This is a genomic window from Vibrio tetraodonis (assembly GCF_003350295.1).
Classification (GTDB): Bacteria; Pseudomonadota; Gammaproteobacteria; order Enterobacterales; family Vibrionaceae; genus Vibrio; species Vibrio tetraodonis.
Genome location: NZ_QLYY01000016.1, coordinates 30184 through 42696, shown reverse-complemented (window position 1 = coordinate 42696; position 12513 = coordinate 30184). Strand labels below are relative to the sequence as shown.

Below are 12513 nucleotides of genomic sequence, written 5' to 3'. Positions count from 1 at the left end.
AGGTATTAGATATGAGTGACATGTTGCGCTTTTACCATTGGATTTCGAATACACCTCCTTTGTTTAAGCTAACTCCCCCTTTTGAATCTCTACAGTCACTATCTGTTCAGCTTCCTTTGAATACTGACTATCGAGGTAACCCCAGATTGGGTTTCATTTACCAACACTTATCGACTCAACTGCTAATAAGTAGTGGCCATTACACCGTAGAATTAGAAGAGCTTCAACTCAATGACTCTAATGGTCAAACATTAGGTGCCATTGATCTCATCCTTAAAAATCACCAAACCAATATGCAGGAACACTGGGAAGTCGCGATTAAGTTTTATCTCCTTCACCAAGGCATTTGGTATGGACCTAATGCACACGATCAATTAGATAAAAAATTAGATAGAATGCTGTCACATCAGTTAAAAATGAGCAGTTCCACAGCATTTTTAGCCGAGCATCCTGAAATGAGTAGTTTATCTGAACACCTGCTTTTACAAGGTCGACTCTACATTAACCCTTTTTCATCGGAAGTGACTCCCACCCACTGTTTAGGATATGAAATAAACCCTTCTCAGATTTCAGGGTTTTGGTGTTTCGAGAAGCAATGGGAAAAAATTGCTGAGCCACTTTACGAGTTAGATAAACAGCATTGGGCTACTGGCATAGAAAAGTTTGAACGACAACTAAAAAAACCAAATGGGCGTTTTGTTCACGCACAAACTCAGCAGAAAGTATTTTGGTTTATCGTCCCTGACGATTGGCCGAAGAGACAAAAAAACTGATAGCCCTAAATATAAAAAGGTTGGCTATTGCTGCCAACCCTTTTTATCACAACCATTAACTATCATAAACCTGCGTTTTTGAACACCTGATTAACGATATCTTGGGCTTCTAACTCTATTTGTTTTAAGTGTTCCTCGCCCTTGAAGCTCTCACAATATATTTTATAAATATCCTCAGTACCGGAAGGGCGAGCTGCAAACCAGCCATTTTCTGTGGTGACTTTAAGGCCACCAATAGCAGCGCCATTGCCCGGGGCATGAGTCAGACGAGCGGTGATCTTTTCTCCAGCAAGGTTTTCTGCCGTGACCATGTCAGCCGAAAGCTTTTCTAAAACTTGCTTTTGAGGTCCGTTTGCAGTGGCCTGAAGACGGCTATAGTGTGAAGCCCCATGCTTGGCAGTAAGATTTTGATAATACTCTTGAGGATTCATACCCGTTACTGCCGTAATTTCTGCCGCAAGTAAGCAAAGAATTATCCCGTCTTTATCTGTAGACCAAGGTGTACCATCTATGCGCAGGAATGAAGCGCCAGCGCTCTCTTCACCACCAAAACCAAGCTTTCCTTGATACAAACCGTCGACAAACCATTTAAAACCAACAGGCACTTCACAAAGCTCACGCCCTAAATCACTGACTACACGATCGATCAATGCACTTGATACTAATGTCTTACCGACAGCCACTGATTCACTCCAGCCTTGACGGTGACGATACAGATAGTCAATACATACAGCGAGAAAATGATTAGGGTTCATCAACCCACTTGGCGTCACAATCCCATGACGATCATAATCAGGATCATTTCCAAAAGCTAAATCAAAATTATCTTTATGCGCCAGTAAACCGGCCATGGCATAAGGAGATGAGCAATCCATACGAATTACACCATCTTTATCCAAACACATGAACTGAAAAGAAGGATCAATAGCATCATTAACTAGAGTTAAATTTAACTCATAGCTTGTCGCAATTTGGCGCCAATATTCGATACCGCTTCCTCCAAGAGGATCAACGCCTATTTTGAGGTTTGCGTTTTGAATCGCCTCCGTATTAATGACATTCTTTAGATCTTCTACATATGGGGTAATTAAGTCACGTTCAACAAAACGCTCAGATGACTTAGCAGTTGTAATAGAGACTCTGTTAACACCGACAAGCTTCTCGGCAATTAATGCATTAGCGTAGTTTTCGATTGTTTTGGTTAACTCACCTTCTGCCGGCCCGCCGTGTGGTGGATTGTACTTAATACCTCCATCTTGGGGCGGATTATGAGAAGGGGTTATAACAATGCCGTCAGCTTTCGAGGTACTTAAAAGGTTATGAGTCAAAATGGCATGTGAAATTCCTGGGGTAGGTACATAACCATTACCTTGTTGGACTATCACTTGAATATCGTTCGCGATCAGAACTTCGATAACACTATAAAATGCAGGCTCAGAAAGCGCATGGGTATCCTTGCCGATAAACATAGGACCTGTGATACCGTTCTCAGTGCGAACTTGCACGATAGCTTGTGCAATAGCCAAAATATGGGCTTCATTGAAGGTGCACTTACTTGAAGTACCACGGTGACCAGAAGTACCAAATTTAACTTTATGATCAGTATTTAAAGGATCGGGCTGAAAAAGGTAATAGTTGGAAACAAGTTCAGGTAGGTTATGCAGATCTTGTTGTTGCGCTCTTGTTCCTGCGCGAGGGTGTATCGCCATTATCGGCTTCCTCTCTTTAAATCTAAAAAATCAAAAACCCCACAACACTCAATAAGTACTGAATACTATGAGGTTAAATCCAAGAGTGATCAGATTGAATTGGTTACTTTTTCAATTAAGTCAGCAGGAAAGTGCATCCTTGCCATTAATTGGTCAACCATTTGGCGTTTACGACTGGTGTTATTGTTGGTAATTACCCAAAACGGCGAGCCAGGGATTGCTTTAGGTTTCGTCGTGTTGCCATTTTCTAATAAGGTTTTCTCGTTGTTGGCAAAATAAACACGCTTACGCCCTTTGACTAGAGTTGCTTCAGAAAAGCCTTGAGGATCAAGACGATTAAGTGTTGATAACACTAACATAAAACGATCAATCGCCTTTTTGAGACCTGCAAATTCATCTGAAATAAGTAAAGAGCGCATGGCTTTTACGCTATCGACTCTTTCATCTTTTGCAGCATCTCTGCTCACAACAATTCCTTTCGCCTGCATCGCTGCTTTCATTGGTGTCGTTTGCTGCTCTTGAGCATTAACATCCAAAAGGCGTCGTAAGATATCGGAAGCACTTTCACCAATGTGTTGGGTTTGACCTGCGATGTAACGGTATAGATCCTCATCAACCTCAATTGTTTTCATTCGCTTTTCACAATCTCTATGTTTAAACTCTGTGGGATTATATACCTAACTACCCTCAATATGCGAGTTTCAGTTCTGTTATACCGATCTGATTCATAGCCCAATGAGGTACTACGTTAAATCAGTCACGAATATAGAAAAATGTCACAACTGCTTAACTATAAAATTGAAGGTGAAGGCCAGCCCATTGTGTTACTCCATGGCCTATTTGGTAATCTTGACAATCTTGGTTTGCTTAGCCGAGAGCTACGCCAAAACTATCAGGTTATCTGTTTAGATCTGCGAAATCACGGTCTTTCTTTTCAGTCGTTAGAGCATAACTATCAAGTTATGGCTCAAGACGTGATGACTACGCTCGAGCATATAGGAGTCAAAAGCTACATCTTAATTGGTCATTCAATGGGCGGAAAAGTAGCAATGAAGCTTGCAGAACTTGCCCAGTTAGAGGTTGAGAAACTAATCGTATTGGATATGGCGCCAGTCAGCTATTCTATAAGTCGCCATGACAACGTATTTAATGGGCTCAAGGCTGTACTCGAACAAAAGCCTACTTCTCGCCAACAAGCGATGCAAATTCTTGAGCACCATATCGAATTGCCCGGGGTGAGACAATTTTTAGGTAAATCACTATATAACAACGGACAACACTTTGAATGGCGCTTTAATGTACCTAGCCTTTGGCAGAACTACTGGGAAATCCTAGGCTGGGAGAACATTGGCGTCATAAACACGCCAACTTTATTTGTCAAAGGGGGAAACTCCGATTACCTTGCCACCGAATATCAAACTGACATACAGCAACAATTTTCCAATGCCAAAGCACATATTATTGCAAACACTGGCCATTGGCTTCATGCAGAGAAACCTCAAGAAGTATTACGCGCAATCGGGAAGTTTATTCAATAATGATAGAATGGGTCTCGTTTACCCATACCCGTTAACTTTACCTTTTAACAATGGTATAGTTCAGCGCAAGTAATTTGGCATAAAGGGATTCCATGCTATACGACTATATGAACATATTGGAGTCAATTGGGCTCGACTTACTTTTTGCGTCTATCTTTTTCTTAATCGGTATGGCAATAAAAGATGTTCTCAAAGCTGGGAATGTACCCCCGTTCGGTCGTCGTATTGTTTGGCTCGTGCTCTTCCTTGGCTGTGCTGGCTTTATCGCTAAAGGCCTGATTCAATTAAGCTGGGAAGGTACAGGGCTAGGTTAATTTCCCCTGATTTAAGCCACAACACATATTGGTAAAGGTAACGAATTTATGGCAAGTGTAGGCATCTTCTTTGGTAGCGATACAGGTAACACTGAAGCAATTGCAAAGATGATTCAAAAACAACTCGGTAAGCAACTGATTCATGTTCAAGACATCGCAAAAAGCAGTAAGGAAGACATAGATAACTTCGACTTACTACTGCTAGGCATTCCAACATGGTACTACGGTGAAGCTCAATGCGACTGGGATGACTTTTTCCCTGAGCTTGAACAAATTGACTTCTCGACCAAACTCGTTGCTATCTTTGGCTGCGGTGATCAAGAAGATTATGCAGAGTACTTTTGTGATGCTATGGGCACTGTCCGTGATATTGTTGAATCTAAAGGCGGCACAATTTTAGGTCATACATCAACTGAAGGCTACGAGTTTGAAGCATCCAAAGGTCTTGTTGAAGGTGATGACAGTTTGTTTGTAGGTCTATGTGTTGACGAAGACCGTCAGCCAGAGCTGACTAACGAACGTGTGACAAATTGGTGTAAGCAAATTCACGAAGAAATGTGCTTGGCAGAACTTGAGGGCTAGCCCTCAAGTGAATAAGGTCTTCAGGTTGGAAGGCCTTATTATGCAGCTTGCTTCTCTTCGGCAGTCTGATTCCTATAATCTGGCTTTTTGCGTACATACAGCTGACGTTTTACTTCTGAAACCACATTCCCATCATTGTCCTTTACAAAAATCACAAACTCTGGAAATGACTTATCTCCATTGACAGTTTGTTGCAAGATACTATCCAGCATTTCTTGTGTAACCATAAACTCTGCACAAAGATCGCTTTGTCCTGGCTTAATAAAATTAATGCTCGCCTGCTTATCCCAAACAAAATAACCATCGCCTAAGATACCCATCAACATCAAACAGTAAATAGGGTCAGTTAAAGAGAAAATACTACCTCCATATTGAGTACGATTGGCATTTTTATTCCACCAGCGCAACTTAAGCCTTACTTTGACCTCACGGAAATCCTCGCTAATTGAAACAATTCTGATACCTGCTCCCCAAAAGGGTGGCCATATGTTCAAAGCAAATTTAACTACCTTAGGTCTGTATAACTTGCTGACTAATTTACCCATACTTATCTTCCAAACTTACGCTCTTGGCTCACAATGTTAAAGGATTGTAACTGGTCTAATGAGATCCTACAGTGATGTTAAACTCGTTTATGAGATTAATAATAGTAACCCTTTGAAGTTCGTGGTTTATTGTTACCGTCTACTACCCTATAATGGTAGCAATAGTGAACTCTGCTCATTGCAGAGGTTAATTGATGGGAAAATTTATGTCGGACAACAACCAAGCTCTAAAGGATGCTGGTCTAAAAGTTACCTTACCAAGGTTAAAGATCTTGGAAGTACTACAACAACCTGAGTGCCAACATATCAGTGCAGAAGACCTGTACAAAAAGCTGATAGATCTTGGTGAAGAAATCGGCTTGGCAACAGTTTATCGTGTTCTGAACCAGTTTGATGATGCAGGAATTGTCACTCGACACCATTTCGAAGGTGGAAAGTCGGTATTTGAACTTTCAACCCAGCACCATCACGATCATCTAGTTTGTCTAGACTGTGGTGAAGTAATCGAGTTTGCAGATGACATTATCGAAGAAAGACAGAAGCAAATCGCTGCCGAATATAATGTCACTCTTACTAACCACAGCTTATATCTATACGGTAAATGCAATACAGGTAACTGTAAAGATAACCCTAATGCCCATAACAAGAAATAATGACCGCCATTTCCTGTTAGAACGCGTACAAGAAATATAAAAAAACCCACACCTGTTTAGTGTGGGTTTTTTATAATTCATTAGATATAAATTACTTAGCCTCAATTTTAGCCCAGGTATCTCTCAAACCAACAGTGCGGTTAAACACTAAAGCTTCGGGTTTTGAGTCGACAGCATCGGCACAGAAGTAGCCCATTCGCTCAAACTGAATCCCTTTTTCCGCTTCAGCATCAACTAGACTTGGCTCGACAAATCCATTCATCACAATAAGCGACTCAGGATTAACAGACTGAGTAAAATCATCAGCAGCAGCAGGGTTAGGCACAGTAAACAAACGATCGTATAAGCGAATTTCAGCTGACACAGCCTTATCTGCTGAAACCCAATGGATAACACCTTTAACTTTACGACCATCTTCAGGGTTCTTACCTAATGTGTCGGCATCATATGAGCAAAAAATTGTCGTGATGTTACCCTGCTCGTCTTTTTCGATACGTTCAGCTTTAATGACATAAGAACCACGCAGGCGAACCTCTTTACCTAAAACGAGACGTTTGTACTTCTTATTCGCTTCTTCACGAAAATCTTCGCGTTCAATCCATAGTTCACGAGAAAATGGAACCTCACGTTCTCCCATCTCTGGTTTATTTGGATGGTTTGCAACAGTCAGTGACTCTACCTTTCCTTGTTCAAAGTTCTCGATAACCACTTTGATAGGATCAAGTACCGCCATCGCTCGCGGCGCATTTTCGTTTAAATCGTCTCGAATACATGACTCAAGCGATCCCATTTCAATCATGTTGTCTTGCTTGGTGACACCGATGCGCTTACAAAACTCACGAATAGAACCAGGAGTAAAGCCACGACGACGCAAACCTGAAATGGTTGGCATACGAGGATCGTTCCACCCATCGACTAGGTTTTCAGTGACTAGCTGATTGAGTTTACGCTTAGACATTACCGTATATTCTAAGTTTAAGCGGCTAAATTCATACTGATGCGGCTGACAATCAATCGTAATATTGTCTAAAACCCAGTCATATAAGCGGCGGTTATCTTGAAATTCCAATGTACACAAAGAGTGTGTGATACCTTCCAGAGCATCAGAGATACAATGTGTAAAATCGTACATTGGGTATATACACCATTTATCGCCCGTCTGATGATGCTCAGCAAAACGCACACGATATAAAACAGGATCTCTCATCACCATAAATGATGAAGCCATATCGATTTTGGCACGCAGACACGCAGAACCTTCTTTAAACTCACCTGCACGCATTTTCTCAAACAGAGCTAGGTTTTCTTCCACACTACGATCACGGTAAGGGCTGTGCTTACCAGGCTGAGTCAAAGTACCTCGGTACTGACGAATTTCATCAGGACTTAACTCTTCAACATATGCCAAGCCTTTTTCAATTAATTCGATTGCGAATCCATAAAGCTTATCGAAATAGTTAGATGAATAACAAACTTCACCATCCCATTCAAAGCCTAACCAGCTCACATCATTCTTAATAGACTCGACATACTCTACGTCTTCTTTTTCTGGGTTAGTATCATCAAAACGAAGATTACATTTACCCTGGTAGTCCTGAGCAATACCAAAATTTAAGCAAATTGACTTAGCATGACCTATATGCAGGTAACCATTCGGTTCCGGCGGAAAACGAGTATGTACGCTAGCATGTTTACCATCCGCTAAATCCTTATCTATGATTTGGCGGATAAAGTTCGATGGACGAGCCTCAGCTTCACTCATCTATATCACCTCAATGGTTGTAGTATCGTTCAGAAAAGTAGTCAGCAAGGAGCAATAGACATGCTCCAAACATTTAATGCCTAATAATCCACAATTCTCTCCCATTACACAACTACAACCTAGTGTTAATTGGCAAATATTGATTCATTTTTACCAATTAAGCGCAAAACAACCCAATTGTTCGACTGTCATACTCTACTCCGAGCCCAAAACAACAAAGCCTCCCGTAGGAGGCTCTAGAATGAGTAATCTATCTTAAGTTGGGATCACAACTGAAGACAGGTCTTCATCTTTAGGAATTTTCTTCATTTCACCCGCCACGATTTCAGCAAGTGGGCCTAGAATGACTTGAACGTTGTTAGCACCCAGTTTCACTACCCCCATAGCTCCGAGGTTCTTGAGGGTCGACTCATTGATCACACTGGTATCTTTAATCGTTAAACGCAAGCGCGTGATACAAGCATCAATTGCAGTAAGATTTTCATGTCCTCCAAGGGCCTTGAGGTATTGCTTAGCCAGCTCCAATGAATTACCTGAAGCGACAAGATAAGAGGAATCCTCATCTTCACGACCTGGTGTTTTAAGGTTGAACTTCACAATCACAGTGCGGAAAACCGCATAGTAAATACAGAAGAAGACTAAGCCTTGAGCTATCAACATATACCAATTTACAGCAAGTGGATTTCGTGAAGAAAGAATCATATCAACAAGGCCAGCAGAGAAGCCAAAGCCTGCTATCCATTGCATTGAGGCTGCGATATAAACCGATATCCCTGTTAATACAGCGTGCAGTCCATAAAGCATAGGAGCAAGGAACATGAATGAGAACTCGAGAGGCTCAGTCACGCCAGTAAAGAAAGAGGCAAAGGCTGCAGCAATCATGATTGATGCAACTTTTTCTTTGTTCTTAGATTTTGATGTATGGTAAATCGCTAGCGCAGCGCCTGGTAAACCAAACATCATAATAGGGAAGAAACCAGCTTGATACATACCAGTCACACCTACAATACCTGTGCCTTCCGCAATTGATTTTGCTCCGCCAAGGAAGTTAGGAATATCGTTTATGCCTGCGACATCAAACCAGAAAACTGAGTTGAGTGCATGATGAAGACCGACTGGAATCAAAAGTCTGTTAAAAAACGCATATATACCAGCACCTAGCTCTCCCATTCCTTGGATTGACTCACCAAAGCTCACCAACCCGCCGTATACCGAAGGCCAAATATACATCAAAACAAAGGCGATAAAGATGCCTGCAAACGAGGTTAAAATCGGTATCAAACGTTTACCAGAGAAAAACGCCAGCGCTTTGTGAAGCTCAACATGTGAAAAGCGATTATAGATCTCAGCTGAGACAACACCCACTAAAATACCGACAAATTGGTTGTTAACCTTGCCAAATGCAGCAGGCACGGCACTCATATCAATGCCTTGAATTTGTGACACCGCGCTGGGAGACAGCAAAGTGGTAACTACAAGAAAACCGACAAAACCAGATAACGCAGCCGCACCATCTTTATCTTTAGACATACCGTAGGCAACGCCTACAGCGAAAAGTACAGACATATTTTCAATGATGGCGGAACCTGCCTTAATACAAAAAGCCGCAACTGCGCTGTTCGCCCCCCAACCAGTTGGATCTATCCAGTACCCGATACCCATCAATATTGCAGCAGCAGGAAGCGTTGCAACGGGTACCATCAACGCCTTACCTACTTTTTGGAAATACCCAAGAACATTCACTGTCAGTTCCCCCTATAGGATTTAATATTTTTGTTTTTTGGCGACTTTTTTTAGCCACACAATTTAGTTCTTCCAGTGTATGCTTTTAATTTCGCCCTGCAAATTTAAACCTTATCAATTGTGACTATTATCACCGGATTTAAGGCTAGAGAGAGGTTTTTGCTAGCAAGATCATAAAACTTATTTTACAATTCAAAAAATGATAATTTGAGCCGTTTTGAGTGACGTTTTAAATTTACTTTTCGTAAGCGCAAAAATAAAAAACGAAGAATGAATCTAGATCTCAAAAACGTTCTCAATGACATTGACTTAGATAAGTTTGTTTAAGCATATGACCTGCATAATCTATTGATTACAATTCATTGATTAGGATAATTTACCTCTAATTGCAGTTCACAAATAAAGTTAAAAAAACCTTATGCATATTACGATCACAAAAATAATTGCCGATGCATAAATTTAATTAATGAGGATTCGCTAAACATGTATGCGCTAACTAATTGTAAAATTTTCACGAGTAACGATATTCTCATTGATCATGCCGTCGTGATTAAGGATCAGCTGATTAGTGCTGTATGCCCGAAAACGGAACTCCCTCATGATATCAAGATCATTGATTTAAATGGCGCGAACCTAAGCCCTGGTTTTATCGATCTACAACTCAATGGCTGTGGCGGCGTCATGTTCAATGATGCGATAAACTCTGAAACACTCGAAATAATGCATAGAGCAAATCTAAAGTCAGGATGTACTAGCTACTTACCAACGCTAATCACGTCATCTGACCAAGATATGATCCAAGCAATCAAGGCGACGAGAGAGTATGAGGCTAAATACCAGAACCAGTCTCTTGGCTTACACCTCGAAGGGCCTTATCTAAATACAGCAAAAAACGGCATTCATAATATCGACTATATTCGCCCGTCCGATGATGAGATGATCCAGTTAATTTGCGATAATTCAGATGTCATTACTAAAGTGACGCTTGCACCTGAGCATAATGCATCCGAGCATATTCAACGTCTTAAGCAAGCTGGCATTACAGTATCAATCGGCCATTCAAATGCGACCTATTCACAAGCTCGTAAAGGTTTCGAATCAGGCATTACCTTTGCCACTCATTTATTTAATGCTATGTCGCCAATGGAAGGTCGCGAGCCTGGTGTTGTCGGGGCTATTTACGATACACCTAGTGTATATACAGGTATTATTGCTGATGGGCTCCATGTTGATTATGCGAATATTAGAATTGCTCACAAAATCAAGGGGGAAAAGCTTGTATTAGTGACTGATGCCACAGCTCCTGCAGGCGCAAACATGGATTACTTTATTTTTGTTGGTAAGAAAGTATATTACCGCAATGGCAAGTGTGTTGATGAAAATGGTACACTGGGCGGCTCTGCTCTGACCATGATTGAAGCGGTTCAAAACACAGTAGAGCATGTCGGTATCGCTTTGGACGAAGCACTACGAATGGCAACATTGTACCCTGCACGGGCAATAGGCGTAGACAATAAATTAGGCCTAATACGTCAAGGCATGATTGCAAACCTCGCCATTTTTGATCGTGATTTCAATGTTCAAGCGACAGTTGTTAACGGACAATATGAGCAAAGTTGAGAATGAATGGCGGACAAATAGGTAATGTAGACTTAGTAAAACAACTAAACAGCGCAGCCGTTTATCGATTAATTGATCAACAAGGCCCAATATCGAGAATCCAAGTTGCCGATGTAAGTCAGCTAGCACCTGCTAGTGTGACCAAAATAACCCGTCAGTTACTCGAGCGTGGATTAATAAAAGAGGTCGCTCAACAAGCTTCTACAGGTGGCAGGAGAGCGATATCTTTGACGACAGAGGTCGCTCCATTCCATTCAGTCGCAATCCGCCTTGGAAGAGATTACATACAATTTAGCCTCTTCAACCTCGGTGGTGAGGAGCTACTATCAGAGTCCCAAGAGTTCTTTTATACAACACAGGATGACTTAGTCGACGGCTTGACCACCTACCTCAGGCAATTTATCGACTCCCATCAAGCCATCATAAACCAACTCATTGCGATAGGTATTATATTACCCGGCTTGGTAAACCCCGAGAATGGTGTTGTTGAATATATGCCCAACATCACAGTAGATAACCTTTCACTGGCAGATATAATAGAGCATAACTTTCACGTACAATGTTTCGTGGGCAACGATGTTCGTGGCATGGCTTTAGCCGAGCACTACTTTGGAGCGAGTCAGGATTGCCAAGATTCTATACTGGTGAGCGTTCACCGTGGGACTGGTGCGGGTATTATCGTGAACGGACAAGTTTTCCTCGGATTCAACCGTAATGTGGGCGAGATTGGCCACATTCAAATTGATCCATTAGGAGAACAGTGCCAGTGCGGCAACTTTGGCTGCCTAGAAACAGTCGCAGCGAATCCCGCAATTCTTGACCGGATTAAAAAGCTAACCAAACAAGGGTATGAGTCCAGCTTGAGCGGTAAAGAAGGGTTGACTATCCAAGATGTATGCGAACATGCCAATATAGGTGACGAGCTTGCCAAACAAAGCTTAATCCGAGTTGGTAACCAACTCGGAAAAGCGATCGCAATAACAATTAACCTTTTCAACCCACAAAAAATTGTCATCGCGGGTGATATCACCCAATGTAAAGACATTGTCTTCCCTGCCATTCAGCGTAATGTCGAAAATCAATCATTGACCACTTTCCACAATAATCTGCCCATAGTGGCGTCTGAAATTGATAAAAAGCCGACATTAGGCGCATTTTCAATGATTAAGCGTGCCATGCTCAATGGTGAGTTACTGCAAAAATTACTAGAAGATTGAGCGCGATATCTTCCTTCATAAGTTAAACTTACGCGTTACATAGGTAGCCCGTTTTTA

Annotated in this window: 12 protein-coding genes; 7 read left to right on the top strand and 5 right to left on the bottom strand. The window is 41.6% G+C overall.

The window, feature by feature from the left end:
* Window positions 1–11 precede the first annotated feature (11 nt).
* Complete coding sequence (locus tag DPF90_RS12265) at window positions 12–773, top strand: DUF1853 family protein (protein WP_114786631.1); 762 nt, start codon at window positions 12–14, stop codon at window positions 771–773.
* A gap of 62 nt (window positions 774–835) precedes the next feature.
* Here DPF90_RS12265 and pgm read toward each other — a convergent pair whose 3' ends face one another.
* Together pgm and seqA are read right to left on the bottom strand one after the other, a co-directional pair.
* Window positions 836–2482: a phosphoglucomutase (alpha-D-glucose-1,6-bisphosphate-dependent) gene (gene pgm, locus DPF90_RS12260; RefSeq protein WP_114786630.1), complete on the bottom strand. Its 1647-nt coding sequence runs from the start codon at window positions 2480–2482 to the stop codon at window positions 836–838.
* Window positions 2483–2571: 89 nt separating this feature from the next.
* Window positions 2572–3114 (bottom strand): replication initiation negative regulator SeqA, encoded by a 543-nt coding sequence (gene seqA, locus DPF90_RS12255; RefSeq protein ID WP_114786629.1) that lies wholly within the window; start codon window positions 3112–3114, stop codon window positions 2572–2574.
* 141 nt (window positions 3115–3255) lie between these two features.
* Here seqA and DPF90_RS12250 point away from each other — a divergent pair, with 141 nt between their 5' ends.
* The 3 genes from DPF90_RS12250 (at window position 3256) to fldA (ending at window position 4916) form a co-directional block, all read left to right on the top strand.
* On the top strand, window positions 3256–4020 hold the full coding sequence (locus tag DPF90_RS12250) for an alpha/beta fold hydrolase (RefSeq protein ID WP_114786628.1): 765 nt from the start codon (window positions 3256–3258) through the stop codon (window positions 4018–4020).
* Window positions 4021–4112: 92 nt separating this feature from the next.
* The gene (locus tag DPF90_RS12245; RefSeq protein ID WP_114786627.1) at window positions 4113–4334 is read left to right on the top strand and encodes a DUF2788 domain-containing protein; all 222 of its coding nucleotides are present in this window, start codon (window positions 4113–4115) and stop codon (window positions 4332–4334) included.
* A gap of 48 nt (window positions 4335–4382) precedes the next feature.
* Window positions 4383–4916: a flavodoxin FldA gene (gene fldA, locus DPF90_RS12240; protein WP_114786626.1), complete on the top strand. Its 534-nt coding sequence runs from the start codon at window positions 4383–4385 to the stop codon at window positions 4914–4916.
* A 38-nt stretch (window positions 4917–4954) separates the two neighbouring features.
* Here the strand turns inward: fldA and DPF90_RS12235 are convergent, their stop codons facing one another.
* On the bottom strand, window positions 4955–5461 hold the full coding sequence (locus DPF90_RS12235; protein ID WP_114786625.1) for a DUF4442 domain-containing protein: 507 nt from the start codon (window positions 5459–5461) through the stop codon (window positions 4955–4957).
* A 206-nt stretch (window positions 5462–5667) separates the two neighbouring features.
* On the opposite strand from DPF90_RS12235, the gene fcrX reads away from it, so the two are divergent.
* Window positions 5668–6114 carry a ferric iron uptake transcriptional regulator FcrX gene (fcrX, locus tag DPF90_RS12230; RefSeq protein ID WP_114786624.1) on the top strand — a complete coding sequence of 149 codons (447 nt, stop codon included), beginning with the start codon at window positions 5668–5670 and terminating at the stop codon, window positions 6112–6114.
* 91 nt (window positions 6115–6205) lie between these two features.
* On the opposite strand, the gene glnS is transcribed toward fcrX, so the two are convergent.
* Together glnS and nagE are read right to left on the bottom strand one after the other, a co-directional pair.
* A complete protein-coding gene (glnS, locus tag DPF90_RS12225) occupies window positions 6206–7876 on the bottom strand; it encodes a glutamine--tRNA ligase (protein ID WP_114786623.1) in 1671 nt (556 codons plus the stop codon).
* A gap of 255 nt (window positions 7877–8131) precedes the next feature.
* Complete coding sequence (nagE, locus tag DPF90_RS12220; protein WP_114786622.1) at window positions 8132–9619, bottom strand: N-acetylglucosamine-specific PTS transporter subunit IIBC; 1488 nt, start codon at window positions 9617–9619, stop codon at window positions 8132–8134.
* Between the two features lie 483 nt (window positions 9620–10102).
* Between nagE and nagA the strand changes: the two genes are divergently transcribed.
* Window positions 10103–11239 carry an N-acetylglucosamine-6-phosphate deacetylase gene (gene nagA / locus DPF90_RS12215; RefSeq protein WP_114786621.1) on the top strand — a complete coding sequence of 379 codons (1137 nt, stop codon included), beginning with the start codon at window positions 10103–10105 and terminating at the stop codon, window positions 11237–11239.
* Window positions 11240–11241: 2 nt separating this feature from the next.
* Window positions 11242–12456 carry a DNA-binding transcriptional regulator NagC gene (gene nagC, locus DPF90_RS12210; protein ID WP_114786620.1) on the top strand — a complete coding sequence of 405 codons (1215 nt, stop codon included), beginning with the start codon at window positions 11242–11244 and terminating at the stop codon, window positions 12454–12456.
* Window positions 12457–12513: the final 57 nt, after the last annotated feature.